Annotated in this window: 22 protein-coding genes; 6 read left to right on the plus strand and 16 right to left on the minus strand. The window is 72.5% G+C overall.

Annotated features, from left to right (window positions below; genetic code table 11):
- Positions 1 to 14: 14 nt before the first annotated feature.
- Positions 15 to 533, plus strand: coding sequence for a carboxymuconolactone decarboxylase family protein (locus tag ABT158_RS34110; protein WP_352360582.1), 519 nt, complete (start codon positions 15 to 17; stop codon positions 531 to 533).
- Positions 530 to 742, plus strand: a complete 213-nt coding sequence (locus ABT158_RS34115) for a hypothetical protein (protein WP_352360584.1) — start codon at positions 530 to 532, stop codon at positions 740 to 742. Before ABT158_RS34110 ends, ABT158_RS34115 begins: the two co-directional genes overlap by 4 nt.
- 109 nt (positions 743 to 851) lie before the next feature.
- On the opposite strand, the gene ABT158_RS34120 is transcribed toward ABT158_RS34115, so the two are convergent.
- The 10 genes from ABT158_RS34120 to ABT158_RS34165 all read right to left on the minus strand — a co-directional run bounded on the left by ABT158_RS34120 (position 852) and on the right by ABT158_RS34165 (position 15373).
- The gene (locus tag ABT158_RS34120) at positions 852 to 1946 is read right to left on the minus strand and encodes a GGDEF domain-containing protein (RefSeq protein WP_352360586.1); all 1095 of its coding nucleotides are present in this window, start codon (positions 1944 to 1946) and stop codon (positions 852 to 854) included.
- A gap of 1200 nt (positions 1947 to 3146) precedes the next feature.
- Positions 3147 to 3935, minus strand: a complete 789-nt coding sequence (locus tag ABT158_RS34125) for a single-stranded DNA-binding protein (RefSeq protein WP_352360588.1) — start codon at positions 3933 to 3935, stop codon at positions 3147 to 3149.
- Positions 3936 to 4102: 167 nt separating this feature from the next.
- A complete protein-coding gene (locus tag ABT158_RS34130; RefSeq protein WP_352360591.1) occupies positions 4103 to 5728 on the minus strand; it encodes a YfjP family GTPase in 1626 nt (541 codons plus the stop codon).
- Complete coding sequence (locus ABT158_RS34135; RefSeq protein ID WP_352360593.1) at positions 5725 to 8646, minus strand: dynamin family protein; 2922 nt, start codon at positions 8644 to 8646, stop codon at positions 5725 to 5727. The genes ABT158_RS34130 and ABT158_RS34135 overlap by 4 nt, the downstream gene beginning before the upstream one ends.
- A complete protein-coding gene (gene cobA, locus ABT158_RS34140) occupies positions 8643 to 9875 on the minus strand; it encodes a uroporphyrinogen-III C-methyltransferase (protein WP_352360595.1) in 1233 nt (410 codons plus the stop codon). Before cobA ends, ABT158_RS34135 begins: the two co-directional genes overlap by 4 nt.
- Positions 9876 to 9954: 79 nt before the next feature.
- A complete protein-coding gene (gene speB / locus ABT158_RS34145) occupies positions 9955 to 10950 on the minus strand; it encodes an agmatinase (RefSeq protein WP_352360597.1) in 996 nt (331 codons plus the stop codon).
- Positions 10951 to 11005: 55 nt separating this feature from the next.
- Complete coding sequence (cobT, locus tag ABT158_RS34150) at positions 11006 to 12073, minus strand: nicotinate-nucleotide--dimethylbenzimidazole phosphoribosyltransferase (protein ID WP_502911589.1); 1068 nt, start codon at positions 12071 to 12073, stop codon at positions 11006 to 11008.
- A 42-nt stretch (positions 12074 to 12115) separates the two neighbouring features.
- Positions 12116 to 12961: a sirohydrochlorin chelatase gene (locus ABT158_RS34155; protein WP_352360599.1), complete on the minus strand. Its 846-nt coding sequence runs from the start codon at positions 12959 to 12961 to the stop codon at positions 12116 to 12118.
- 66 nt (positions 12962 to 13027) lie between these two features.
- A complete protein-coding gene (locus ABT158_RS34160; RefSeq protein WP_352360601.1) occupies positions 13028 to 14203 on the minus strand; it encodes a bifunctional cobalt-precorrin-7 (C(5))-methyltransferase/cobalt-precorrin-6B (C(15))-methyltransferase in 1176 nt (391 codons plus the stop codon).
- A gap of 81 nt (positions 14204 to 14284) precedes the next feature.
- Positions 14285 to 15373 (minus strand): GNAT family N-acetyltransferase, encoded by a 1089-nt coding sequence (locus ABT158_RS34165; RefSeq protein ID WP_352360603.1) that lies wholly within the window; start codon positions 15371 to 15373, stop codon positions 14285 to 14287.
- A gap of 76 nt (positions 15374 to 15449) precedes the next feature.
- Here ABT158_RS34165 and ABT158_RS34170 point away from each other — a divergent pair, with 76 nt between their 5' ends.
- Together ABT158_RS34170 and ABT158_RS34175 are read left to right on the plus strand one after the other, a co-directional pair.
- Entirely contained in the window at positions 15450 to 15857 is a 408-nt protein-coding gene (locus ABT158_RS34170; protein ID WP_352360605.1) for a DUF2795 domain-containing protein, read from the plus strand.
- A 3-nt stretch (positions 15858 to 15860) separates the two neighbouring features.
- Positions 15861 to 16871 carry a baeRF2 domain-containing protein gene (locus ABT158_RS34175; protein ID WP_352360607.1) on the plus strand — a complete coding sequence of 337 codons (1011 nt, stop codon included), beginning with the start codon at positions 15861 to 15863 and terminating at the stop codon, positions 16869 to 16871.
- A gap of 62 nt (positions 16872 to 16933) precedes the next feature.
- Here the strand turns inward: ABT158_RS34175 and ABT158_RS34180 are convergent, their stop codons facing one another.
- From ABT158_RS34180 to ABT158_RS34190, 3 genes are read right to left on the minus strand one after another with little or no spacing between them, the layout of a single operon-like run.
- Positions 16934 to 17521 carry a LutC/YkgG family protein gene (locus tag ABT158_RS34180; RefSeq protein WP_352360609.1) on the minus strand — a complete coding sequence of 196 codons (588 nt, stop codon included), beginning with the start codon at positions 17519 to 17521 and terminating at the stop codon, positions 16934 to 16936.
- Positions 17508 to 18905, minus strand: a complete 1398-nt coding sequence (locus ABT158_RS34185; RefSeq protein ID WP_352322454.1) for a lactate utilization protein B — start codon at positions 18903 to 18905, stop codon at positions 17508 to 17510. The genes ABT158_RS34180 and ABT158_RS34185 overlap by 14 nt, the downstream gene beginning before the upstream one ends.
- On the minus strand, positions 18902 to 19633 hold the full coding sequence (locus tag ABT158_RS34190) for a (Fe-S)-binding protein (protein ID WP_352360612.1): 732 nt from the start codon (positions 19631 to 19633) through the stop codon (positions 18902 to 18904). The genes ABT158_RS34185 and ABT158_RS34190 overlap by 4 nt, the downstream gene beginning before the upstream one ends.
- Positions 19634 to 19717: 84 nt before the next feature.
- On the opposite strand from ABT158_RS34190, the gene ABT158_RS34195 reads away from it, so the two are divergent.
- A complete protein-coding gene (locus ABT158_RS34195) occupies positions 19718 to 20401 on the plus strand; it encodes a FadR/GntR family transcriptional regulator (RefSeq protein ID WP_352360614.1) in 684 nt (227 codons plus the stop codon).
- On the opposite strand, the gene ABT158_RS34200 is transcribed toward ABT158_RS34195, so the two are convergent.
- The gene (locus ABT158_RS34200) at positions 20395 to 21825 is read right to left on the minus strand and encodes a sulfatase family protein (RefSeq protein WP_352360616.1); all 1431 of its coding nucleotides are present in this window, start codon (positions 21823 to 21825) and stop codon (positions 20395 to 20397) included. The two genes, ABT158_RS34195 and ABT158_RS34200, sit on opposite strands and share 7 nt — an antisense overlap.
- A 74-nt stretch (positions 21826 to 21899) precedes the next feature.
- On the opposite strand from ABT158_RS34200, the gene ABT158_RS34205 reads away from it, so the two are divergent.
- Positions 21900 to 22901, plus strand: a complete 1002-nt coding sequence (locus ABT158_RS34205) for an LLM class F420-dependent oxidoreductase (protein ID WP_352360618.1) — start codon at positions 21900 to 21902, stop codon at positions 22899 to 22901.
- Positions 22902 to 22950: 49 nt separating this feature from the next.
- Here ABT158_RS34205 and ABT158_RS34210 read toward each other — a convergent pair whose 3' ends face one another.
- Both ABT158_RS34210 and ABT158_RS34215 read right to left on the minus strand, forming a co-directional pair.
- The gene (locus tag ABT158_RS34210) at positions 22951 to 24888 is read right to left on the minus strand and encodes an FtsX-like permease family protein (RefSeq protein ID WP_352360620.1); all 1938 of its coding nucleotides are present in this window, start codon (positions 24886 to 24888) and stop codon (positions 22951 to 22953) included.
- The gene (locus tag ABT158_RS34215; protein ID WP_352360622.1) at positions 24885 to 25562 is read right to left on the minus strand and encodes an ABC transporter ATP-binding protein; all 678 of its coding nucleotides are present in this window, start codon (positions 25560 to 25562) and stop codon (positions 24885 to 24887) included. The genes ABT158_RS34210 and ABT158_RS34215 overlap by 4 nt, the downstream gene beginning before the upstream one ends.
- Positions 25563 to 25600: the final 38 nt, after the last annotated feature.

Here is a 25600-nt window from a genome sequence, read left to right on the forward strand (position 1 = left end):
CGTTTGGAGACCTCATGTCCCGCCTTCCGCAACTGACAGAAGACAACGACGGTTTGCTGGACCAGACCCGCCGCCAGCTCGGCAAGGTCCCCAACCTGTACGCCGCCCTCGCCAACGGCCCAGCCGCCCTGGCCGGCTATCTCGCGATGCGCGAACACCTCAGCTCGGGCGTCCTCACCCCGAGACTGAGGGAGCAGATCGCCCTGCTGGTCGCCCAGGAGAACCACTGCACGTACTGCGTGAGCGCCCACACCATGCGCGGACGTCGTATGGGCATGTCCGACGAGGAACTTCTCCAGACCCGCCAGGGCGCGGACGACGAGCCGCACACGGCCGCCGTCCTGGCGATCACTCAGGCGATCATGCACACGGGCGGCGCGGTGAGCGACGCGGACCTGGACGCCGCACGGGCCGCCGGCGTCTCGGACGCGGAGCTCGCCGAGATCGTGGGCCACATCGCCCTGAACACCTTGTCCAACTACTTCAACCACCTCGCCCAGCCCGAGCTGGACTTCCCGGAGGTGCAGGCATGAACCCCACCTGGAGAAACGGCACCGTCGAACTCCTCGACGGCTACACGCTGACGAAGTCCGAGGGCCGCCAGGTGTCGACCGTGGAAGGAGTGCGGTTCGCCATCGAGGGCGGGTATCTCAACGTCGAGGTCCCCGGCGTACCCCATGTCCAGATCGTCTCGGCTCCCGCCGTCCGCCTCGTCACCTGCGACGGCGTCACCACACCCTGACGTCCAGGCCACAACCCAAGGGCAGGCCCCTGATCCATCCGCCCCGCAGGCGCCTGCCCGCATTCCCCGCGCATCCCACCGCGCACCGCACCGCGTGCGTCACGGCACGTCACACGGCTTGCTCCTCGGGCGACGGCGGTTGCGGCGGCTGGACGACGGGGATGCACACACGGTCCCGGCCTAGCTCCTTGGCCCGATAGAGAGCCAGGTCGGCGGCGGCCAGCAGATCGATCAGATCGTCACCGTGCACGCACATCAACGCGACCCCGACCGAGATCGTGATCCGGATCAGAACGTCGTCCACCGGGATGGCCATGTGCCCGATGTGCGTACGAAGTCGCTCCGCGACCTGCCGCGCCTCGTCGGAGTCAGCCCCCGGCAGCAGGACGACGAACTCCTCACCCCCGAACCGCCCCACCACGTCGGACTCCCGCAGTTCCCTGCGCAACATGGCCGCCACCCCGGCCAGCACCTCGTCGCCGACCAGATGCCCGTGGGCGTCGTTCACCCGCTTGAAGTGGTCGATGTCGATGATCAGCAGCGCCAGCGTGTCACCGCTGCGGCGCGCCCGCAGGATCTCGGTGTCGGCCTCCCGCTGCCAGGCGGCCGCGTTGAGCAGCCCGGTCTTCGAGTCGGTACGGGCGGCGGCCTGCAACTGCGCATGCAACAGACTGCGCTGCAGCAGGACGACCGGCGGCAACGCGAGCACCAGCAGAGCCAGGTTGAGCCCGCACCCGATCGAGACCGTGACCCCGAGACACAGCTCGACGACGTCCAGCAGGACGCTCTCCCGGTTCCACAACACCTCCTGCCACGACCCCTCAGGATCGGACGTGTGCGCCGCCACCGCGATGAGACCGATGTTGAGCAGGGAGAACAGCACGGCGGCCGCAACCGCGTAGGCGATCGGCGGCCCACTCCCCCGCGTCAGTACCCAGGGGTCGGGGACGACCCAGTGGAAGGCGACCGACGCCGTGCAGCCGGCCAGGCCGATGGCCGCCGAGCTGAACACCCGGCGGTAGAGAACTGTGGCGCGCACGCGCACCTGGAGAAGGATCTGCAGCACGATCGGCGCAAAGAGGGCGTAGACCGGCGGCAGGAGCAGAGCGACCGGCAGCCACCAGGCCGACAACAGGTCACGCGAGACCCCGGCGGGCATGCCCAGACGCCTGCTGGCCTCGATGCAGACCGCGCCACACGCCATGAGAGCGGCAAAGGTCAGCAAATCCGGCCAGTGGAACTCGGTAGATCTCGTGAACAAGGTGATCGCGACGGCATCTAGGGCGACAATGGCGCACAGATACGCCACAAGCGGGCGCCGTTGCCCGAGCAATGGCCAACGACCGGCCATTCTTGACACACCGTCGCGAGACTTGATCGTGGCGTGACTGGTCGCCGCCATCTCGTCTCCTCCCTGACTAACGATGTGTAACACAATAATTGCGGAGTGTGCGTTATGCGATGGGAACCGCTACGTTGAAACGACCACGCCCGCTCACTCCGCGAGCGGGCAGTGCCGGAAAGGAGCAACCATGGTGCGGGGCGTGACCTGGACATGACCCATGCTCTAGGTATCTGACACGGACAAACACTCCATCGGCCCCCTTCGGGGTGACATCGGGGCCATCAGCCGATGCCCCTCCCCCTCCCCTTGGCCGTCCCCTGCGCGGGGCGACGACTCATCGGCTGCTGCCCTCCGCCCCGATCGCATTCCCCCTGACCGATGGCCGGTGAACCATCGGTCGTACCACTCCTTCATCCGGTCCGTCGAGGAACTCGATGACCAGCGCGTCTGGGCCTACGCAATCAAGGAGTGCATCACACATACGACTGCCGTCACATCGGGCTTGCCCGCGCTTGCCCACGTGCGCGTCGCCGCCTGAGGACGCTGTATGTCCGCGCGATGGCATCCGCTTCGACGCCTGCGCGTGCCCGAGCCCGAGCACCGCCGGAGGCAGGCATCAGGGCCAGGATCCCGCCTCACCGTTGTGCCGGCCCGGCATTGGCCGCCCGCACATCCGGACGTCACCGGTAGGCGACTCCCGTGGGCGACCCCTGCGCCAACAGGCGGCCCAGCAGACGCCTGGACACCCGCCCGGCCCCCAACGAGGCAACGCACCTCCGGGCGCAGTGCAGGTGGGTGTGCAGCCGGCGGGTTGGCGCTGTGCCGGGGGCGGGTTTTCGCTTGATCGGCCGCCCCCTGTGTCCTCGATGTGGGCACACCTGGCGGGTGGGGTTGTAGGGGCGTCGCGGCGAGCGTGCTGATCAGGTTGGGCGGGTGTCTTCATGGCGGATTGCCTATGTCGGCATGAAGACGCCCGCCCTCGTGAGCGGCGGCCAGGTATCCGTCACAGCGGAAGCATCCACTGGGTGTAGGTGCCTCAGCCGTCAGGTGGCGATGGTGTCAGGCTGCGGCCTTCTCCGGTGTCTGTGTCTTCGTCCGGGGCTTGCTGGACGCGCCCAGGACGCGGACCGTGGCGGCCTTGGCTGACGAACCGCGGCCCGGCTGCTCTGGTGTGATCGTGCCGGGAGTGGTGTCGTCATCCGCGGCGGGGTCGGACTGGGGTTCGGGACGTGCGTTCGGTTGCGGGGTGGCGGCGTCGGGGTCGGTGGCGGCTATGGCCAGCGTCGTGAGGTCGGCGTCCGGCCCGGCGTTGTCGTCGTGAGGCTGCGCGGGTGCGCTTCGGGGGGCGTCGGCGGTCGCGGGGACCGATGGGTCGGCGGTCGGGTGGAGGGAGGACGGGCGGACGGGCTTGGTGCCCATCGCCCAGTCCTGGGTCTCCTCGTCGAGGCGTTCGCGCATCTCCTTGGTCATCGAGCCCAGGCCGCCCCCGCGCTCCGGCTTGGTGAAGACGCCGGTGCCCCAGCGCAGGTCGTGCCCGACCGCACTGGCCTCGATCTCCGGCATGAACCGGCGGTCGCCTTCCGCGCCGAACTCGCGGATGCGAAGCTTGCCGGACACGACGACGGGTTGCCCCGCCCGTACGCAGTCGGCGACGTTGTCGCCCAGCGCACGCCAGCAGCGGACCGTGAAACAGACGCGCTCACCGTCGGTCCATTGCCCGGTCTTCCTGTCGAAGTAGCGGTGCGAGGTGAACACCTTCAGCGACGTGACCCTCGTGCCGTCGTCGAAGCTGTACTGCCGTGGCTCTGCTGCGACGTTTCCGGTGAGCGTGATGTAGATGTCGTTCATCCGTGCCTCCCATGCGGCGGGCGGACTGCCCGCGACCTGGGAACACGGTGCCTGAAGCAGGCCGGGCGGGGTGGCGGCGAACGCCGTTCTGTGGATGAGGGGACGGTGAGGGACCGCGGCTGTGGATGAAGGCCGGGTCGCGCAGGTGGCGTACGGGAAGAGGAAGATCAGCCCGAGAGGTCGCGCAGGGCCGTGTAGAAGGCGTGATGGCGGCCGAGCTCGCGTTCGACCGGCTCCACCACCAGCTTCGCCGACACCGTCGACACCCTGCGGCGCATCTCCCGCTCCAGACGTTCCCGCTCCCGCGAGGCCCCCAGCTCCACGAAGTTGCGCGAGGCGATACCCGACAACGCCCCCAGCCCCAGGACGGACGCGATCATGAGCGCCACCCACGGCAGCGCCGCGCCGTCGCCGACCAGTTGCAGGGTCGCGGGCAGTTGCGCGGGCACGGTCAGCCCGGCCACCAGCCACACCACCCCGGCCACGAACGCCACCACCAGCAGGTACTGCCAGACCTTGAGCAGCCGCCACCAGCCGGGCACCCGGTCGAGGCGCGGCGCCACCTCCGTGAGCTCCTCGGTCAGCGCCTTCGGCAGCCGGGACGCGTGCGAGCGCGCGGCCTGCTGCACCGCGGTCCGCCACACCGGGTCCATCCCGGCCGACAAGCCGTCGGTGAGCGCCTGCACGGCATTGGCCACCTCGGCGGAATGCGCGCTCACCGAGCCGGTCGTGATGCCGCGGATCTCGTCGCCGACGTCTTCGAGACGCAGGCTCTTCAGCGGATCCGGACGGAACTTGGCGAACCACCGCGGATACGGCCAGCCGACCCACTGGCTGGAACGCTCGGCGTAGACGTTCTCCATGGCCTCGCCGACGGCGGGGACGCCGATCGCGTCGCAGAGCGCGTCGGTGAGCCCCATCCTGCGCGCCTCGTCGACCGACGACGGCACGAGCAGCGCGTCGCCGAGCGGCATGGCCTCGCCAAGCCGCTGCTCCATCCGCTGAAGGTCGGCCTCCAGCTTCTGGATGGCGGCGCGGCGGCGGCCGACGGCGGTCGCGATCACGCTCTTGAGGCTCTCGACGCCGCGCCCGGTGACGGCCGAGGTGGGTACGACGCTGGGATGCTCGACGCCTTCCCTTCGCAGCAGGTCGTTGAGGTCGATGACCAGCTCGGCCAGCTCCGCCGCGGAGAGCTTGTCGGCCTGGTTGAGCGCGAACACGGTCACCGCGTCGTGCCCGGCCAGCTCGGTCACGTAGCGCCGGTGGGTGGAGGCGTCGGCGTACTTCTGCGGGTCGAGCACCCACACCACCAGGTCGGCCAGCCCGATGAGCCGGTCGGCCTCGTTGTCGCTGAGCGCCCTGATCGAGTCGTGGTCGGGCAGGTCGAGCAGGATCAGCCCGTGGAGCTGGCTGTCGCCCTTGTCGAGCGCGCTGGTACGGGAGAAGCGGTGGCGCGGCTGGATCTGCAGCCAGTCGAGCAGCGGCGCCGAGCCCTCCAGCCCCCACACGCAGGCGTGGGTACGGGCCGTCGTCGGACGGCGTACGCCCGTGGGCGACAGCTCAAGACCCGAAATGGCATTGAACAGGGACGACTTGCCGCTGCCGGTGCCGCCCGCGAGGGCGACCACGGTGTGCTCGGACGACAGCTTGAGCCGGTCGCCGGACCGCGTCAGCAGCGCGCCGGCCTCGGTGAGCAGTTTCTGGTCGAGCCGCCCCGGACCGAGCTCCACCACCTTGTTGAGCGCGGACAACCTCGGCGCGAGGCCCGCCCTCGGGGGCGTGGTCGTCGTCATCGGGCGACCTCAAGGTTGTACGTCGCCTGGTAGAGGCGGGTCGCGACGGACTCGTCGGGGATGCCCGCCGAGTCGAGAGCGTGTACGTAACGCATGGATTCCTCGTCGAACAGCATGCCGATCCTGGCTCGCAGGTCACTGAGCGCCTTGGCGCCGATGCCGCGCAGCGACTCCGCGCCGAGCAGCGCGTTGACGAGCCGGTGCGGCACGCCCGACCCGTCGCCGCCGCTGAACATGGCGACCGTGAAGATCAGGGAGAGCGCGTCGGGATCGAACGAGACGAGCTTGGACACCGAGCGCTTGGTCACGCCCTCGGTGCGTACGAGCTCGTTCAGGTGGTCCTGCCAGGACGCGATGGCGCGCCCGGCGTGCCGCAGCAGGTTGTCCGACGGGCGGTCGAGCCCGTCGGCGAGCTTGGCGCCCAGCTCCGAGCGGTGCCGCCAGCGCGCGACCACCTCCTCGGCGGCGCGGTTGGCCGCGGCGACGATCACCGACTCCAGCCCGGCCCGGATCGCCGCCTTGAACGCCGTCACCCGCTCGGGTGTCTGCCTGCCCGCCTTGCCGCTCCTGCCGAACTGCAGCGAGCGCATGAGGTCGCCGGAGCCCGCGAAGTCCTGCCAGCGGGCCAGCACCTCGCCGTGCAGCAGCGAGCCGTTCTTGGACGCCTTGTCGATCTCGGCCAGCGCGCCCAGGTAGGCGGCCTCGACGTCGCTGCGCAGCTCGGCCCGGAACGCCGCCTGGCCCTCCAGATGCCTGGCCAGCGCGGGCACGCGGGTGCGGAAGCTGTTGAGCACCCCGTTCAGGGTCTCCTGCACGGCCTGCGCCCGGCGCGCCTCGTCGACCGAGAGCTCGGCCAGCCACATGCGCAGGTCGGTGACCTCGCTGTCGGGCAGCCTGCCGTCGGCCACCGTCGCCTCGTGGATCACGAACCGGTCGATGTCGCCCAGGCCGTATTCGGTCAGCATGCGGACGAAATGCTTGAGCACGACGTCGGCCGACCGGGGCTGCACCCGCGACAACACGATGGCCAGGCGGGCGCCGCGCTCCTTGGCCAGGCGCAGGAGGCTCCAGGCGGGCGCGTCGGCGTAGCGGGCGGCGGTGGTCACGAAGATCCACAGGTCGGCGGCGTCGAGCATGCGGTGGGCGATCTCGTGGTGCTCCTCGACGACCGAGTCGATGTCGGGAGTGTCCAGCAACGCGACGCCCTGCGGAAGCTTCTCGGTCGTCACGACGACCAGGCCGCTCGTCTCGCTGTCGGGCGAGGGCCGGTCCAGCCGTTCGAGGCCGCTGAGCAGCTCGCCCTCCGCGAACCACTTCTGGTCGTCGGGGTGGCAGGCCAGGATGGGGGTGCCGGTGGTCGGGCGGCGCACTCCGGTGCGGGAGACGTTCCGCTCGGCCAGGGAGTTGACCAGGGTGGACTTGCCCGCGCCGGTGGAGCCGGCGATCACGATCAGCGCGGGGGCCGTGTTGGTGCGCACCCTGGGCAGGACGTAGTTCTCCAGCTGGGCCAGCAGGTCGGCCCGCGCCTGCCTGGCCTCCTCGGCTCCCGGCAGGTCGAGGCTGAAGCGCAGGTCGGACACGCTTTCGCGCAACGCGTTCAGCGCCGACGTCATCGCCTCGACGACCTCGGCCGGCAACTCATTGACCCGCGTCCCTTCCTCCGGCGCACCTTCCGGCTCCGCTACGGCGTCGGTTTCCGCGTCGTCCTCAGCGTCGGTGTCGGTGGCGCCGTCGGCGTTCGCGTCAGCCTCGGTGTCCGCGTCAGCCTCGGTGTCCGCGTCAGCCTCGGTGTCCGCGTCAGCCTCGGCGTTCGCCTCGGCGTCCGTGTCGGTTTCCGGGTCGGCGTGGTCGTCCGTTTCGGGGTCGGTTTCGGGGTCGCCGTTCGCCGGGACGACGGCATCCGCGTCGGGGTGGACGTCCTGGTCGGCGTCGGTGTCCGGGGCGGTGTCGGTGGGGTCGTCGGCGGTCGCTTCGGTGTCATCGGTCTCGACGGTGGACGCAACGTCGTCGGTGTCGGCCTCGGAGTCGGGCTCCTCCTCCGCCAGGTCTCCCGGGTCGGTGGGGTAGTCGGCGCCGGAGGGGACATCGACGGCCGGGGAGAAGGCGTCGAAGCCGGTGGTGTCTTCGGTGGCCACGGAGGTGGCGGGGACGCTGGGGTCGGCGACGGCGCGGTTGTCGTCAGCGTCCAGCGCCTCGCCGGGGCCGGCGTCGCCTTCCGCGGGGAGCGCCGCTTCGGCTTCAGGAGCGGGGTCGTCGTCGGGCCGGGGACCGGCGTCGGGGGCAGCGTCGGTGTCCGGGGCGGCGTCGGAAGGCGTCTCTCCGCTGTCGGCGGCGGCGGCGTTCGGGGTCGCGGGCGTCGGCTCGGTCTCCGGGGACGGGGCGGCGTCCGGTTCCTGGGGGGCTCGTTCCCAGAAGGCAGCGGGCCTCGGACGCGTCTCGTCCCCCTCACGTGGCTCGGCGGCGCGGGCCGGGGTGAAGAGGCTCGGACGGTCGGCCGGACGGGACGGCGTGAAGAGGCTGGGCCCCGTGGACGGGCCGGGCTCGTCCGTACCGGCGGAGGGCTCCTGCGCAGCAGCCGGGAGCCGCGGGGCGGTGGGCCGCCGAGGGAGGACGGGCTCGTCGGCGCGCGGCGACGGCTGGAACAGCGATGGCCGGGCAGCGGCGGACGACGGCTCCCCCGAGGCCGACGGCCCCCCGGAAGCCGCGGACGGCGCCCCCGCGTCAGCCGCAGACGGCGGGCCCGAGGGGGCCGCAGACGGCGAGCCGGAGGGGGCCGCAGACGGCGAGCCGGAGGGGGCCGCAGACGGCGGACCCGCGGGAGTCCCGGAATCGGGCAGGTCGTCGTCCGTCACCGGGCGGAAGCTCAACGTCTGCTCCCCCAGCGACTCGTGCCGCCCGTCATCCATGGCGGTGTTCACGGCAAGCGCTCCGCTCGAACCATCTCGACCTCCTGGCCGACCCGCACGACGTCGCCGACGATGACGATCGCCGGAGGCCGTATCCCAGCCGCGGACACGCGGTCGGCCACGGTGGAAAGCGGTGCGATTACCGCCCGCTGGGTCGGAAGGGTACCGTCCTGTACCACCATTACGGGAGTCTCCGGCGCACGTCCGTCTCGAAGCAGCGCCTCGGCCACCTTCGGCAGCCGTTCGACGGCCATCATGAGCACCAGCGTGCCCTGGGATCGGGCCAGGGCGGGCCAGTCGACGGTGGAGGCCGGATGGTCGGGCGCGACGTGCACGGACACGACGTGGAACTCCTGGCTCACCCCGCGATGCGTCACCGGCACCCCGGCCGCTGCCGGGACCGCGACGGCGCTGGTGATGCCGGGGACGACGAGCACGGGGATGCCGGCCTGCGCGCAGGCGATCATCTCCTCGCCGCCGCGCCCGAACACGAAGGGGTCGCCGCCCTTGAGCCGGACGACGAACTTGCCCTGCCTGGCCCGGTCGACCAGCAGCTCGTTGATCTTCTCCTGGGACAGCGACCTGCCGTAGGGCACCTTGGCGGCGTCGATCAGCTCGACGTCGGGGGCGAGCTCGTCGAGCAGCGCCCGGGGCGCGAGCCGGTCGGCCACCACGACGTCGGCCTGGGCGAGGAGCTGCCGCCCGCGCACGGTGATCAGGCCGGGGTCGCCGGGGCCCCCGCCGACCAGGGCCACGCCGACGGGCTTGGTGCGGTTGCGGCGGGCGTCGACCATGCCGTCGCGCAGCGCGCCGACGACCGCGTCGCGGATGCCCGCGGCCCGGCGCGGGTCGCCGCCCGCGGTGACGGCCACGCTGATCTCGTCGACCCGGCCGGCGGCGGGGGTCCAGGCGGCGGAGGCGTCGCGGTCGTCGGCGCGCACGCACCACACCCGCTTGGCCTCGGCCTCGGCGGCGACCGCGGCGTTGACGGACCTGACGTCGGTGCACGCCTGCACGAGCCAGGCGCCGTCGCAGTCGCCCACCTCGTACGGCCGCGCGTGCCAGGTGACCCGGCCGGTCGCGATCAGGTCGTCGAGGGCCGGGGTGACGGCCGGGGACACCACGGTGACCTCCGCACCGGCCTCGAGCAGCGCGGGGACGCGCCGCTGCGCGACGCGGCCGCCGCCCACGACGAGCACCCGGCGGCCGGAAAGCCGCAGGCCGAGGAGGTAGGGACCCATGGGGGGAATCTCCCGTTCGCGAAGGTTGTGTTTGGAGGTAAACCTACCGGCTCACCGTGCGTCGTTCGCTGCGCATGGCTCAACGGCCGTCAAGAAGAGGCTGCGACGGGTCCCAGCGTGGCCCGCCCTGAGCGTCTTTGCGGCGTCTGGCCATGGCCGAGAGTGCCTCAAGAATAACGCGGTTCCCGAGGAAGGCGGTGATGTCGGCGTGGTCGTACGGCGGCGAGACCTCGACCACCTCCATCCCGGCCACGGGCAGTTCGTAGCAGATCCGGCGCACGGCGTCGAGGAGCTGCCTGGCCGACAGGCCGCCGGGCTCGGGCGTGCCGGTGCCGGGGGCGTGCCCGGGGTCGCAGACGTCGATGTCCACGGACAGGAAGACCTGGTCGCACTCGTCGAGCGCGATCCCGAACGACTCCGTCAGGCACTCCTCCAGCCCCCGCGTCACGATCTCGGTCATCTCGTACGAGCGCATGCGCTGCGCCGCCATCCAGTCGAGCGTCTCGGGCTCGGGCCAGTAGCCGCGCAGCCCGATCTGCAGGAACCTGTCGCCCCGGATGGCCCCGGACTCGATGAGCCGCCGCATCGGCTGGCCGTGCCCGTGCAGGTGGCCGAACTCGATGTCGCCGGTGTCGGCGTGCGCGTCGAAGTGGATCATCGAGGTGCGGCCCGGCTCGTACGCCCTGGCGGTGCCCCGCGCGTCCGGCAGCGCGACGGTGTGGTCGCCGCCGAGCACCACCGGCACGGCCCCGGAGGAGGCGATCCGGTGCACCGCGTCCTCGATGGCGGCCAGCGAGCCCTCGACGTCGCCGGAGTAGCACTCGACGTCGCCCGCGTCGAGCACCCGCAGGTCGCGCAGGGCGTCGACGCGCAGGGCCAGGCTCGGACGGGACCCGTTGTGCGGCAGGTAGCAGGTCTGGCGCAGCGCCATCGGCCCGAACCTGGCGCCCGGCCGGTTGGAGGTGCCCCCGTCGAAGGGCGCACCGATGATCACCACGTCGGCGCCGGCGTAGCCGGCCGGGTCCGCGACGTCGCAGCGGTCCACGCCGAGGAACGTGATGTCAGGGCCGAACATGGGACCGTACCGGGACACTGCTCACCTCACGTGCTGTTTCGAGTGTCCCCCATCATCACACGGGCTTTTCCGTGACCCCCGCCGAGTCGAACGTGGCCACCTCGTGCATCACCCGTACGGCCGCGCACACCAGCGGGTGGGCGAGCAGGCCGCCGGTGCCCTCGCCGAGCCGCAGCTCCAGGTCCACCAGCGGGCGCAGCCCGAGATGGTCGAGCGCGGCGGCGTGGCCGGGCTCGGCCGAGCGGTGGCCGGCCACGCAGTGGACGCTGACGTGGGGGTCGAGGGCGGCGGCGACCAGGGCGGCCGAGCCGGCGATGACGCCGTCGAGGATCACCGGCACCCGGTTGGCCGCGCCGCACAGCACGAAGCCCGCGATGGCCGCGTGCTCGAAGCCGCCCACGGCGGCCAGCGCGCGCAGGGCGTCGCTCGGCCCGGTGCCGCCGGGCAGCCCGTTCACCCGCAGCGCCTCCCGGACGACCTCCACCTTGTGGTCGTAGGTCGCGTCGTCGATGCCGGTGCCCCTGCCGGTCACCTCGGCCGGGTCCTTGCCGGTGAACACCGAGATCAGCGCGGCCGAGGCGGTGGTGTTGGCGATGCCCATGTCGCCGGTGATCAGGCAGCGGGCGCCCTTGTCGATCAGCTCCTGCGCCACGGCGATGCCCGCCTCCAGCGCCCTGACGGCCTGGTCGACGCTCATGGCGGGGCCGCGCGACAGGTCGGCGGTGCCGTACGCGACCTTGCGCTTGACCAGGTCGGGGGCGTCGGGCAGGTCGGTGGCGACGCCGACGTCCACCACCGTCACGGACGCGCCCACCTGGGCGGCGAAGGCGTTGGCGACCGCGCCGCCGGCCAGGAAGTTGGCGACCATCTGCGTCGTGACCTCCTGCGGCCACGGGCTGACGCCGCGCGCGTGCACGCCGTGGTCGGCCGCGAAGATGGCCAGGGCGGCCGGCTCGGGCATGGGCGGCGGGCAGACGCCGGACGCGCCCGCCAGGCGTACGGCCACCTCCTCCAGGGCCCCGAGCGCGCCGCGCGGCTTGGTGAGCCGGTCCTGGTGGGCGCGGGCCTCGGCGAGCGCCTCGGGGTCGGCGGGACGGATGGCCGCCAGGGTCTCGGCGAGCACGGACACCTCCACTTAGTGACATTTGGTGAACGAGCTGGAGCGTCAGTGGACGAGCTGGAGCGCTTCCTCGTACCGGTCGATCACGACGTCGGCCAGCGTCTCGCAGTCGCCGATCACCTCGGCGCAGCGGATGTCGAGGTCGGGGTGGCCCGCGCCGTACGCCAGGGCCTGCGCCCACACGCGCTCCAGCAGGCCGCCCGCGAACAGCAGGTACGGCACCACGATCACCCGCTTGGCGCCCAGCCGGCGGCAGCGTTCGAGCCCGCCGGGCACGCCGGGCGGCGTCACCGAGACGAACGCGGTCTCGACGGTCATGTAGTCGTAGGCGTGCGTCTCCCAGAACAGCCGCGACACCCGGTGGACCTCGGCGTTGGCGGCGGCGTCGGTCGAGCCCTCGCCGACCAGCACGACCGCCGTCTCACCCGGCTCGACCTGGCCGGGGACGTCGTCGAGGGCCAGGGTGTCGACGGCGCGCAGCCGGGGCCGGGCGCCGACCAGCTCCAGGGGGCGCGGCCTGGCCATCTCGGCGGCGGCCTCGCCGAGCCGGTCGGCCAGCAGCGCCAGCACGCGCGGGTCGGGGCCGAGGGGACGGCCGTAGTCGTACATGAGGGTGGGGTGGCGCTGCTGTTCGAGCGCCATCGCGGCGGGGAACTCCTCATCCACCTTGCTGAGACTGAGCGGCAGCGCGACGAGACGGTGGTGGCCGCGCGCCATCAGGGACGCCACGGAGTCGCTCAGGCGCGGCGTGGCGCGTTCCAGATAGCCGCCGGAGACGTCGACGGCCGTGTGGTCGAGGCGGCAGCGCAGCCGGTGGACGAACCTGCCGAACTCCGCGGCGTAGGCGTCATCGTTCGAGCCCTGCCCGATCAGCAGGAGCGGCGGCTTCATTGAGGGATCTCCGGTGCGTAGACAAAGTCACGCGAGGATAACCGATGCGTGCCCGTGGGGGACAGGTCACGCTGCGTGCTCGGGCCTGGCGTGCACCACGAAGACGGCATCCGCCGCGGTCAGACGGTGGGAACCGCCGGCGCCGGGCGTCAGGGCGGACGCCTGGATCCGCGTGCCCTCGCCACGGTAGCCGAGCCCGCGCAGCAGTTCCAGCACGGCCACCGCCCGCTCGGCCGTGCCGAGCGCGCACACCAGCGCGCGGGGGCCGCGGGCGGCGCACGCCGCGACCACGTCGTCGCCGCCCCCGCCGACGAAGACGGCGTCGGGATCGGGCAGCGGTTCGAGCGCGGCGGGCGCCTGCCCCCTGGTCAGGGCGACCTTGACGCCGTGGGCCAGCACGTTGGCACGCAGCCGCGCGCAGGCGGACTGGTCGCGTTCGACCGCCACGACGGCCGCGCCCAGCCTGGCGCACTCGACGGCGATCTCCCCCTCGCCCGCGCCGACGTCCCAGACCAGGTCGCCGAGCCGGGGACCCAGCTTGGCCAGGACGAACGCCCGCACCTCGGCGGGCAGCCCGCTCTCCCACGGCAGCGCCCACTCCGCCGGGCCGGGTTGCGCCCCGGCCACCCAGCCCGGCTGACCGGGCCGGTGCAGCGGGTCGATGACGAGGACCACGTCGGGGTCCTTCCACGGCCGGGTGGTGGCCTCGCCCATGCGGCTGTGCGTGACGCGCTGTCCCGGGCCGCCGAGGTCCTCGCAGACGATCAGGGCGCGCGGCGTGGTCGGCGCCAGCTCCCTGGCGATCTCGGCGGGGCCGACGCCGGGCGCGACGAGCAGCGCGACCTTGGGATGGGCGCGGCAGGCGTTCACCACGCGGGCGAGCCGGCCGGGGCCGGAGGGGGCGACGACGAGGGCGTCCTCCCAGTTGAGCCCGGCGCAGGCGAAGGCGCGGCTGATCAGCGAGGTGGCCGGCAGGACGTCCGGCCGCAGGCCGTGCGCCCGTAATGTGCGGACGACTCCGAAGAAGCCGGGATCGCCCTCGGCGACCACGACGGCCGGGCCCCGGTCCTGCCCGAGATGGCCGTCGAGGGCCTGGAGCACGTCGCCGTCGTCCGCGGCGCGCCCGTCGACCCCGAGCCGGCCGAGAATGGCGGCGGGGCCCACGACGAGCTCCGCCTCGCGCAGCCTGCCCGCGGCCCCGGCCGGCAGCTCGACCCCGTCCCAGCCGACAACCGTGATCATTCAGCCTCACCGTCCTCATCCCCAGGGTGACGGTTCCGGCCGGGTTTCACCATGGGCCGGCGCGGCCAGTCCGCTGTGCCCTCAGGCCAGGTCGGACGGGACCAGGCTGTAGACGACCAGGTCCTCGCCGTCGAGCGCGGCGCGGGCCACGCCCTCGCGGGTGAAGCCGGCCTTCTCCGCCACGCGTTGCGAGGCCGGGTTCGACGCCGCGGCCCGCAGTTGCAACCGGCGGAAGCCGTGGCGCTCGAACAGCCAGCGGGCGATCGCGGCCACGGCCTCGCCGGCGTAGCCCCGGCCGCGGGCCCAGGGCGCGGTCATGTAGCCGACCTCGGCCGTACGGTTGCGCCAGTCGAGGTCCCTGAGGTCCACGTTGGCCACGAAACGGGTGGTGGTGAACTCCTCCACGGTGAAAGCGATGCCCGCGCCCCTCATCCGCATCCGTTCGCAGATGTCGACGAACGCGCGGGCGTGCTCCTCGCTGTAGTCGCGGGGGACGCCGGTCCTGGCCTGGGTGAGCGGGTCGGCGCCGGTGGCGGCCAGGCCGGGCACGTCGGCGGGGACGGGCTGCCGCAGCAGCAGCCGGGGCGTGCGCAGCTCGGTCTTCGGCAGGGCGGGCGCGGGCTCGCCGGAGTCCTCGCGCAGCAGGCCGAGGACGACCAGGTCGTGCGGGCCGTCCTCCTCCAGCACGGCGGCGCGCAGCACGCCTTCCCAGGTGAAGCCCGCTTTCAGCGCCACGCGCAGGGAGGCCGGGTTGTCCAGGTTCGCGGTGAGGTCCACCCTGCGCAGGGCGGTGGTGGCGAACACCCAGGCGGTCAGGGCGCGTACGGCCTCGGTGGCGTAGCCGCGGCCCCGGTACGTCGGGTGGACGCCGTAGCCGACCTCGGTGGTGCCCGCCGTCCACGACGTCCTGAACAGGCTGATGGCGCCCACGATGCGGTCGTCGGCCTCGGTCATGGCCAGGTGCAGGCCCTGCTGCGAGCGGTACAGCTCGTGCACGCCGTGCGCGAGCCACTGGCCGACGCCGGAGGCGTGGACGGGCGCGCCCGGCGGGAGGAAACGGTCGCCGGGCGCCACCGTCTCCACCACCGACCGCACGCGGGCGGCGTCACGGGGGTCGAACGGCCGCAGCACGAGCCGTCCGGCGGCGATGCGCGCATCGGGATCGAACACGTGCGCACCCTACACAGTCACGATGTTTGCCCACGAAAGCGGGGGTAGGGGCCGATTCGAGAGGAGTGAGGGAACTATGGAACGTGGGAGCGACAAGCACGGTCCGCGCCTGGACGATCAGCAGAAACACGAGACCGAGGGCATGGTCCGCGGCGGCGGCAGCACGCACGCCGAGGAGTGGAAGGAGACCGAGTCCATGCCCGGTCCCGGCGAGGAGTCAGGGCAGTCGTACCCCCCGGGACACGAGCCCGGCACCCCCCAAGGCATCACCCGGCGCGGCGCCGACATCCGTAGCGACCTGGCCAGATGGCTCAGCGACACCCGTTGGCCCGCCTCCAAGGACGACCTGGTCCAGCACGCCGAGAACGTGGACGCCCCCGACCAGGTGGCCGACATGGTGCGATCCCTTCCCGACCGCCGTTTTGTGAACATCGCCGACGTGGCCAAGGCACTCGGCCTCGGCATCGAAGAGCGGAGGTGGTGACCTGTGCGTCTCGACTTCATCAGGCCGCTGTACGAGCGGCGGGGCCCGTACGCCTCGGTCTATCTGGGCGCGCTCACCGAGCCGCAGCGGGAGACGCACTGGCACAGCGTGCGTGACCAGCTCGACGGGACCGACCCCGAGACCATCGACGCCCTGGAGGTGGCCGCCAACCGGCCGTCGCCCGGCCAGGCGCTGTTCGCCACGCACGGCGCGGTGGTGCTGGCCGAGCCGCTGGCGCGGGCGCCGTACGAGATGGCGACCGTCTCGCCGCTGCCGCACGTCACGCCGATGCTGAGGCAGCGCGGCGAGAACGTGCCGCACCTGCGCGTCATCGTGGACCACGCCGGGGCCGAGCTGTCGGTGTTCGGCGGCGGCGCGCCGCGCACGACCACCGTGGAGGCGGCCGACTGGCCGCTGCAGAAGACCGCCCAGGGCGGCTGGTCGCAGAAGCGGTACGAGCGGGGCGCCGAGGAGACGTGGGAGAAGAACGCGGTCGCCGTCGCCCGCGAGATCGACGAGCAGGTGCGCAGGATCGGCGCCGAGCTGATCATCGTGGCCGGCGAGCCGAAGTCGCGCTCCTACCTGCTGCAACATCTCAGCACCAAGTCCGCCGACCGGGTGATGATGGTCGAGCACGGCAGCCGCTCCGACCACGGCCAGTTCGAGGCCGACGTCGAGCGCGCGCTGGACGACTGGCTCGAACGCCGCCGCGCCGAGCTGCTCGACCGCCACCGCGAGTCCTCGGGCCCGGCCGGCCTGTCCCAGGTCGCGCACGCCCTGCGCGAGGGCAGGGTGCACGCGGTGCTCATGCCCGCCCAGCTCGACCGGACCGTGTGGACCGGCGAGGGCGGCACCCAGCTCTCCACCGACCAGGGCGAGCTGCGGCGCTGGGGCGTCGAGCAGCCCGTCGAGGAGCGCGCGGACTCGGCCGTGGTCAGGGCCGCCGCCATGACGGACGCCGAACTGTGGTTCACCGACGACGTGCAGGACGTGGCGGCCGTGCTCAGGTACTGACCTGCCTGCGCCGTCGCTGCGGCGCCAGGCACTGACGACCCTGGACGTGCCGGCGGTCGCGGTCAGGTGCTGATGATCACTTCGAGGGTCCGGGGGCCGTGCACGCCCTCGACCCGGTTCAGCTCGATGTCGCTGGTCGCCGACGGACCGCTGATCCAGGTGAGCGGGCGGGCCGGGTCGAGCCTGGCCAGCGCCTCGGGCACGCCCGCGACGATCTGTTCGGCGCGCACCACGCACACGTGGTGGTCGGGGATCAGCGTCTGCGCCCTGGCGCCCTGGCCGGGCCCGTGGTCGAGGACGATGGTCCCGGTCTCGGCGACGGCCACCGCACAGCCGGTGATCACCCCGTCGGCGGCGTCGAGGGTGTCCCAGTGCCGGTCGGTCCCGGCGTCCGGGCTGCTCGGGGCCGCCCAGGCGAAGCCGTCCGGGACGATCATGCGGCGGCCGGCGGCCAGCTCGGCCAGCTTGCCGGGCACGTCCGCGTCGGGCAGCACGTGCACGACGGCCCGGTAGTCGCGCACCCGCTCGGCGAACAGGCCCACCACGTCGTCCACGTCCGGGCGGGTGCGGTAGTGCCGGGCGACCTCCGTCTCGGGCGCGCCCGCGACCGCCTTCCTGACCTTGGCCAGGATCTCCTCACGCGCGCCCATCGTTGCGCTCCCACCAGTCTCTGAAGGATTCTTCCGGGATGTCGGGCACGTCCCGGGTGTCGGTCCAGGCCGCCAGCGGGCCGGGCAGCCGCCGCCTGGGCACCAGCCTGCGCAGCCGGGCGGCCAGCCGCTGCGCCCTGGCCAGCCGGGCCTGGTCGTCCAGCACCCAGCCGGCGGCCTTCATGCCCGCGCGCTCGGCCGCCGCGTGCGGCGCCCTGGCCCGCAGGTCCACCAGCACCTCGGGGATGTCGATGGCCACCGGGCAGACCTCCAGGCAGGCCCCGCACAGGCTGGAGGCGAACGGCAGCGAGGCGTCCAGGTCCGAGGACATGCCCCTGAGCTGCGGGGTGAGGATGGCCCCGATCGGCCCGGGGTAGACCGAGCCGTACGCGTGGCCGCCCGCGCGTTCGTAGACGGGGCACACGTTCAGGCAGGCCGAGCAGCGGATGCAGCGCAGCGCCTGGCGGCCCACCTCGTCGGCGAGCACGTCGGTGCGGCCGTTGTCGAGCAGCACCAGGTGGAAGTCCTGGCCCTCGGTGGCGCCGGTCCACGTGCTGGTGTACGGATTCATCCGCTCACCTGTGGAGCTGCGCGGAAGAAGCTGGAGGAAGACCTCCAGATCCCGCCAGGTCGGCAGCAGCTTCTCGATGCCGACGACGCTGATGAGCGTCTCGGGGAGGGTCAGGCACATGCGGCCGTTGCCCTCCGACTCCAGCACGACCAGCGTGCCGGTCTCGGCGATCATGAAGTTCGCCCCGGAGACGGCGACCTTGCTCCTGAGGAAACGTTCGCGCAGGTGCAGCCGGGCGGCCTCGGCCAGGGCGGGCGGCTCGTCGGTGAGGCCGTCGGGCACGCCGGGCATGCGGTCGAGGAAGATCTCGCGGATCTCCGACCGGTTGCGGTGGATCGCGGGGACCAGGATGTGGCTGGGGAAGTCGTCCCCGAGCTGCACGATCAGCTCGGCCAGGTCCGTCTCGTACGCGGTGATGCCACGCCGGGCCAGCGCCTCGTTGAGCCCGATCTCCTGGGTGGCCATCGACTTGACCTTGACCACCTCGGTCTCGCCGGTGGCCGCGACCAGGTCGCCGACGATGCGGTTGGCCTCCTCGGCGTCCCTGGCCCAGTGGACGGTGCCGCCCGCCCGCCGGACGGCCTCCTCCAGCTGGAGGAGGTAGCGGTCGAGGTGGCGGAGCGTGTGATCCTTGACGGCCTTGCCGGCCGCGCGCAGCTCGGCCCAGTCGGGCAGCTCGCCGACGACGCCGGCGCGCTTGCCGCGAATGGTGTGGGTGGCTTTACGGAGGTTGAACCGCAGTTGCGAGTCCTCCACGGCTTTCGCCGCATTTTTCGGGAAATTTCCGGGCATGCCGAGGAATGTCGCGCTCATCGGGTCTCCTCCGTGGCTGCGAGGATCTCCGCCAGGTGCATCGTCCTGACCCCCGTCTTCTGACGGCTCAGGGTGCCGCCGATGTGCATCAGGCACGAGTTGTCGGCCGCGCAGATCACCTCGGCGCCCGTGTCCAGGATGCCGCGCACCTTGTCGGCCCCCATGGCGGCCGACACCGCCGGGTTCTTGACCGCGAACGTGCCGCCGAAGCCGCAGCACTCCTCCGCGCCGGGCAGCGGCACGAGCTCCAGACCTCGGACCTTCCGCAGCAGCCGGGTGGGCCGGTCGCCCAGGTGCAGCCCGCGCAGCGAATGGCACGTCGGGTGATATGTCACCCGGTGCGGGAAATATGCGCCAACGTCGTCGACTTTCAGGACGTCCAGCAGGAACTCGCTCAGCTCGTACACCTTGGGCACGACCTCGGCCACGGCCGCCGCGCCCCTGCTGCCCGGCCGCACCAGCTTCGGGTACTGCTCGCGCACCATGGCCGCGCACGACCCGGACGGCGCCACGACGGCGTCGTACCCGGCGAACACCTCGGTGAACTTCTTGGCCAGCCGCACGCCCTCCGCCCGGTAACCGGTGTTGACGTGCATCTGCCCGCAGCACGTCTGGGCGACGGGGAACTCCACGTCGCAGCCCAGCCTGCGCAGCAGCGACACGACGGCCTTGCCGGTGCCCGGGAAGAGCGTGTCGTTCACGCACGTGATGAACAGGGCGACTCGCACGACTCTCCCAACGAATGGTCCGACCACTGTATGGTCAGACCATACCTAACCACACAGTTCCGGGCCAGCACCGGGGAGGCATCGGTGAAACGCACACGGGCGTTCGAGGACGTGCTCGCCCAGATCGAACGGCGCATCGCCGAGGACGGCCTGACCGTGGGCGACCGGCTGCCCGGCGAACGCCAGCTGGCCGAGCAACTGGGCGTCGGCCGCTCGTCCGTGCGGGAGGCGCTACGCGTCCTGGAGACCCTGGGCGTGGTGTCCTCGCAGGTGGGAAGGGGTCCGGACGCGGGAGCCGTGCTGACCTCGCGGCCCGACACGGCGCTCACCGACCTGCTCCGGCTCAACCTGGGCCTGGCCACCCTGGAGCAGCGCGAGGTCGTCGACGCCCGGCTGATGATCGAACGCTGGTCGGCCGCGCACGCGGCGGCGACGACCCGGGCCGGCGTCGCCGAACTGGCCGCCGCGATCGAGGGCATGGACCGGGCGGCCACGGCCGAGGAGTTCGTGGAGCACGACACCGCCTTCCACTGCGCGATCGCGGACGCCTCGGGCAACCGGCTCATCGCCGCCATCATGCGCTCACTCCGGGACGCGATGCGCAGGAACGCCATCGAAGCGGTCGAACGCCTCGGCGACCCGTCCGTGCTGCGCGCCGACCACGAGCGCATCCGCGCGGCCATCGCGGCGGGCGACCCGGAGGAGGCCCAGCAGGCGGTGACCGACCACCTGGCGCACGCCTACCCCGCCCTGTTCCCCGGTCACTGACGCGCGTCGGCCTCCCGGCATCCCGTCCCCGAGCAGGCCCGCATCGCCTGGAGCCGGGCGTCGAGGCCGGCCAGCAGCGCCGGCTCGGCGGTGGCCGCGAGGTTGTCGAGCTGGTACGGGTCGGCGGCCAGGTCGTAGAGCTGCCGCTCCCCCGTGTCGTACCTGACGTAGGTGTAGCGCTCGGTGCGCAGCGCCTGGTAGGAGGGCACCGGGGTCTGGGCCGCCGACGACCGGTTGACCGGCCTGTTGAACTCGACCAGCACGTTCTTGCGCCACTGGGCGGGCGGGCTGCCGCGCAGCAGCGGCACCAGCGAGCGCCCCTCGCTGAACGACGGCACGGCGGCCCCGCCCAGCTCGGCGATCGTCGGCGCGATGTCCACGGTCGCGCCGAGCTGCCCGATCGTGGCCCCCGCCCGGATCCCCGGCCCACGCACCACGAACGGAACCTTGATCGCCTCCTCGAACGGCGTCGTCTTGCCCTGGGGAAGCCGATGTGTGCCGAGATGGAAGCCGTTGTCGGAGGTGAAGATGATGTAGGTGTTGTCGAGCTTGCCGGACGCCTGCAACGCCTCGATCACCGAGCGGACCAGGTCGTCCACGCCCAGCATCGACCGCAGCCGCCTGCGGTGGCGCTCGTCGACCCGGTCGATGTCCTCCTGCGTCAGCGAGGGCAGGGAGCGCAGCCACAGCGGCTCCTTGCTCACGTCGGCCTGGTTGAACGACGGCGTGCGCGGCGCGGTGACCTCGGGCAGGTCGGCGACGTGCCGGACCGCCGGGTTGGCCGGGTTGTGCGGGCCGATGGGCGTCAGGTAGAGGAAGAACGGTTCGTCGGCGCCGGTGATGAAGTCGCGGGCCTTGTCGGCCAGCACGTCGGACAGGTAGTCCTCCTCCGACCAGCCGTAGTCGTACAGGTCGCCGTTCTCGTTGAGGCGGTAGCCGTACTCCTCGTAGAGCTTGCGGACCGGGACGTCCCATTCGTCCCAGCCGGGCGGGACGTAGGCGGCGTCGGCGGTGGCGCCGGGATAGTGGTTGAGGAACTTGCCCATCAGCGCGGTGCGGTAGCCGGCCTGCTGCATCCAGGTGCCGATCGTGGAACGTTCCAGATCGAGGGAGTGGAAGCGGTCGAACCCCCCTTCGGGGGCGGTGTTGGTCAGGACGCCGTGGCTGTGGACGTACTGGGAGCGCAGGATCGACGTGCGCGAGGGGCAGCACCAGGAGTTCGTCACGAAGAACCGGCTGAAGGAGGTGCCCTTCGCCACCAGCTCCGAGTTGATGGCCGGGAAGTAGGGCAGCGTGCCGCTCTCCAGGTCGTCGGCCATCACGAACACGATGTTCGGCCGCGAGGCGCTCACGGCCATCGTCGGCTCGGTCGCCGGCGACAGCAGGAGCAGCAGGCAGAAGAGACGGCAGAGACTCTTGAGCACAATGTCTGATCTCCCCGGGAGATCACGCATTGACACTGCGGCCTCGGTAATGGAACTTTATTCCGGAGGTGCGTATGAAGCTCGGCCTGAACCTCGGTTACTGGCAGCGCGACGCCGACGACGCCACGGAGACCGTCCTCGCCGCCGAACGCCTCGGCTACGACTCGGTGTGGACCGCCGAGGCGTACGGCAGCGACGTGTTCACCCCGCTGGCCTGGTACGGAGCGCGTACGAGCCGGATCAAGCTGGGCACGTCGGTGGCGCAGATCTCGGCCCGCCCGCCGGTCACGACCGCGATGACCGCGATGACGCTCGACCACCTGACCGGCGGCCGGCTGCTGCTCGGCATCGGCGCCTCCGGCCCGCAGGTCGTGGAGGGCTGGTACGGGCAGCCGTTCGCCAGGCCCCTGGCCAGGACCCGCGAGTACGTCGAGATCATGCGCCGCGTGTGGCGCCGCGAGGAGCCGGTGACCAGCGACGGCGACCACTACCCGCTGCCCCTGGCGGGCGGCCTGGGCAAGCCGCTCAAGCTCATCACCCACCCGCTGCGCCGCGACATCCCCGTCTATCTCGGCGCGGAGGGCCCGAAGAACGTCGCCCTGGCCGCCGAGATCGCGCAGGGCTGGCTGCCGCTGTTCGCCTTCCCCGGCAAGATCGAGGAGATGTACGGCGACGCGCTGGCCGGCCGCGCCCCCGGCTTCGAGATCGCCGCCATGGTGATGGTCGTCATCTCCGACGACGTCAGGGCCGCCCTCGACGGCGTCAAGATGATGCTCACGCTCTACATCGGCGGCATGGGCGCCAAGCAGCGCAACTTCCACGCCGACATCATCGGCCGCATGGGCTTCGCCGCGGCGGCCGAGCACATCCAGGCGCTCTACCTGGCCGGCCGCAAGGACGAGGCGTTCCGGGCGATCCCCGACGAGCTGGCCGACGGCATCTCGCTCGTCGGCCCGCCCGGCCGGATCAGGGAACGGCTCGAACTGTGGCACAAGAGCCCGGTCACCAGCCTGCTGGTGATGGGACCGCGCGACGAGCAGTCGCTGCGCACGGTCCGCGACCTCGTGCTCGGCTGATCCGTGCTGAGCTGACCCGTGCCGGGCCGGGCCCGGCCCGGCCCGGCGATCAGTCCGGCCGGGGCGCCGGGTCGTCGGTCACCGAGCGCAGCAGCGGCCTGCTCAGCGCGCCCGCGCCGATCACGCCCGCGAACCCGGCGCCCACGCAGACCAGCAGCGTGACCACGCCGCTCGTGCTCACTCCGCCGATCATGAACGGCAGCGCGCAGAACGCGCCCACCAGGATCGCGCCGCCGCCCATCACGGCCATCGGGATCAGCGTCTCGGCCCGCCGGGCCCGGTCCAGGACCTCCAGGGGCGTGCCCGCCAGCCGCAGCAGCGCGTACGTCTGCCGCCGGTCCAGCACCGACGAGGCCGCGGTGATGCCCGCGCTGGCGATCGCCACCAGGAACGACACCGACAGCACCACGATCGTGCCCACCCGCACGTCGGCCAGGATCTGCAGGCCGAAGCGCTGGTCGTCGGCCTTCGTCGTCGGGGTGCGCCCCGGCACGAGGTCGCTCAGCGCGGTGCGCGCCCGGTCCACCACGACGTCGTCGGCGCCGCTGCCGAGCGCCGCGACCACGGTGTGCTTGACGGTCCTCACCGTGGCCGTGACGCCCGCCCGCGCCAGCCGGTCGCGGGCCTGGCCGGCCACCTTCGCCGTCTCTCCCACCGGCGCCACGACGCTGAGCTGGGCGGGCCCGGCGTCCCCGCCGAACGCGCCGGGGCTGAGCAGGCCGAGGAACCCGGCCACGAAGCCGGTCAGGGCCACGCCGCTGACGGTCCGCCAGGCCGAGCGCGGATCGTCCACCAGCCTGCGGGCCGCCAGCAGCCGCGCGGGCCGGCGCGCGGTCCCGGCCGCGACCTTGCCGATGAGGCCGACCACCCACGGTCCGGCCAGGTTCAGGCACAGGAACGCCAGCCCGAGCGCAACGGCCACGATCGCCACGCTGGTCCCCCTGGTGAGCAGCGGGAACACCGCCAGCACCGCGAGCAGCGCGAGCACGCGGACGAACCGCATGCCGGGCGGCGTCTCCCGCTTGGCCACGCCGAGCGGGCTGACCACGACCCGGCGCAGCCCGACCACCGCCGACAGCCCCACCAGCAGCGGCACCGCGACCAGCACGCCGGCCAGGATCAGCAGGTTCGGGAACAGGTCGGCGACGAACCAGGTGCCGCCCTGGATCGGGATGCGCGCCAGCAGCGGCACGGCCGCCCCGAACGCGACGGCCCCGGCCAGGGCCCCGGCGAAGGCGACCAGCACGGCCTCGGCCACCGTCATGCCGACCACCTGGCCAGGCGTCGCGCCGATCAGCCTGAGCGCGGCCAGCCGCTGGTCGCGCCGGGCGACCGTGAGCCGGGCCGCCGCGCCGCCGAACACCAGCAGCGGCACCACCATGAGCACGCTGGCGATCAGCGCCAGCACCTGGTACGCCTGGGCGTCCTCGCTGGGCGTGCCCGCCAGGGTCGCGACCTTGACCGGCGGCTTGCCGAGGATCCAGTCGTCGCTGCGCTCGGCGGTCATCGCGGGCGCGTCCGGCGCGTGGCCGACCACCGCGACCAGCTCCTCGGGCTGGACCAGCGCCTCGTCGCCCAGCACGCCCTTCGGCGCCGGGTAGCGCTTGGCCAGCCGGTCGGCGGGCAACCTCGCGGCCAGCTCGGACAGGGCGGGCGACAGCCACACCTCGCCGGGGGCCGGGAAGCGCGGCATGCCGGGCGGGGCGGGCGCCCCCGGCTTGAGCGCGGCCAGGTCGACGACGGTGATCGTCTTGCCGTCCACGTAGTCGAAGCGGGAGGCCTCGACGGCCACCGCGTCCTTCTGGGCCGCCGCCACGGGGTTGCGCCAGGCGCTGCGGTCGGCCCTGGCGCCGAAGGCGACGTTCGCGGCGACGGCGAACAGCAGCAGCCCCGTGGCCACCGCGACCGCGCCGAAGGTGAGCCAGGTGCCCAGCATGCCCCTGCGGCCGCCGCCCTTGAGCAGCCGCCAGGTCAGGTCGAGGTTCACGCGGTCACCCCGTGGGCGAGCAGGCGGCCGTCGCGGACCTCGACCGTGCGGTCGCACCAGGCGGCCACGTTGGGGTCGTGCGTGACGACGATCAGGCAGGCCCCGTTGTGCCTGGTCGCCTCGGTGAGCAGGCGCATGGTGTCCTGGCCGGTCTGCTGGTCGAGCGCGCCGGTCGGCTCGTCGGCGAAGACCACGGCGGGCTTGCTCACCAGCGCCCTGGCGATGGCCACGCGCTGGGCCTGGCCGCCGGACAGCTCGCCGGGCCGCCGGGTCTCCATCTGGTGCAGGCCGAGCAGCGGGAACCACTCGCGGGCCTGCCGTACGGCCTGGGCCCGCGGCACACCGCCCAGCATGAGCGGGAGCGCCACGTTCTCCTCGGCGGGCAGCTCGGGCAGGAGCTGGCCGAACTGGAAGACGAAGCCGAAGCGGGTGCGGCGCAGGGCGCTGCGCTGCCGCTCGCCCATGGCGTCGATGCGCTGGCCCAGCAGGTGGACCTCGCCGTCGTCCGGCTTCATGATCCCGGCCAGGCAGTGGAGGAGGGTCGACTTGCCGGAACCGCTCGGGCCCATGATGGCCACGGCCTCTCCCACCCGTACCGTGATGTCCACGCCGCCCAGGGCGACCGTCTGCCCGAACCGCTTGGCCAGGGCTCGTCCAACAAGCACATCGTTCATGGCCCCAACCTTTCCGCGGCGGGGGGTGGCGGCGGATC

This window comes from Nonomuraea sp. NPDC001636 (genome assembly GCF_040298265.1).
Classification (GTDB): domain Bacteria; phylum Actinomycetota; class Actinomycetes; order Streptosporangiales; family Streptosporangiaceae; genus Nonomuraea.

What these genes read in the sequence shown, in the direction of transcription:
- ABT158_RS34110 (WP_352360582.1), top strand. Translation starts at nt 15, where the DNA reads ATGTCCCGCCTTCCGCAACTGACAGAAGACAACGACGGTTTGCTGGAC.
- ABT158_RS34115 (WP_352360584.1), top strand. Translation starts at nt 530, where the DNA reads ATGAACCCCACCTGGAGAAACGGCACCGTCGAACTCCTCGACGGCTAC.
- ABT158_RS34120 (WP_352360586.1), bottom strand. Translation starts at nt 1,946, where the DNA reads ATGGCGTGTGGCGCGGTCTGCATCGAGGCCAGCAGGCGTCTGGGCATG.
- ABT158_RS34125 (WP_352360588.1), bottom strand. Translation starts at nt 3,935, where the DNA reads ATGAACGACATCTACATCACGCTCACCGGAAACGTCGCAGCAGAGCCA.
- ABT158_RS34130 (WP_352360591.1), bottom strand. Translation starts at nt 5,728, where the DNA reads ATGACGACGACCACGCCCCCGAGGGCGGGCCTCGCGCCGAGGTTGTCC.
- cobA (WP_352360595.1), bottom strand. Translation starts at nt 9,875, where the DNA reads ATGGGTCCCTACCTCCTCGGCCTGCGGCTTTCCGGCCGCCGGGTGCTC.
- speB (WP_352360597.1), bottom strand. Translation starts at nt 10,950, where the DNA reads ATGTTCGGCCCTGACATCACGTTCCTCGGCGTGGACCGCTGCGACGTC.
- ABT158_RS34155 (WP_352360599.1), bottom strand. Translation starts at nt 12,961, where the DNA reads ATGAAGCCGCCGCTCCTGCTGATCGGGCAGGGCTCGAACGATGACGCC.
- ABT158_RS34160 (WP_352360601.1), bottom strand. Translation starts at nt 14,203, where the DNA reads ATGATCACGGTTGTCGGCTGGGACGGGGTCGAGCTGCCGGCCGGGGCC.
- ABT158_RS34170 (WP_352360605.1), top strand. Translation starts at nt 15,450, where the DNA reads ATGGAACGTGGGAGCGACAAGCACGGTCCGCGCCTGGACGATCAGCAG.
- ABT158_RS34180 (WP_352360609.1), bottom strand. Translation starts at nt 17,521, where the DNA reads ATGGGCGCGCGTGAGGAGATCCTGGCCAAGGTCAGGAAGGCGGTCGCG.
- ABT158_RS34185 (WP_352322454.1), bottom strand. Translation starts at nt 18,905, where the DNA reads ATGAGCGCGACATTCCTCGGCATGCCCGGAAATTTCCCGAAAAATGCG.
- ABT158_RS34205 (WP_352360618.1), top strand. Translation starts at nt 21,900, where the DNA reads ATGAAGCTCGGCCTGAACCTCGGTTACTGGCAGCGCGACGCCGACGAC.
- ABT158_RS34215 (WP_352360622.1), bottom strand. Translation starts at nt 25,562, where the DNA reads ATGAACGATGTGCTTGTTGGACGAGCCCTGGCCAAGCGGTTCGGGCAG.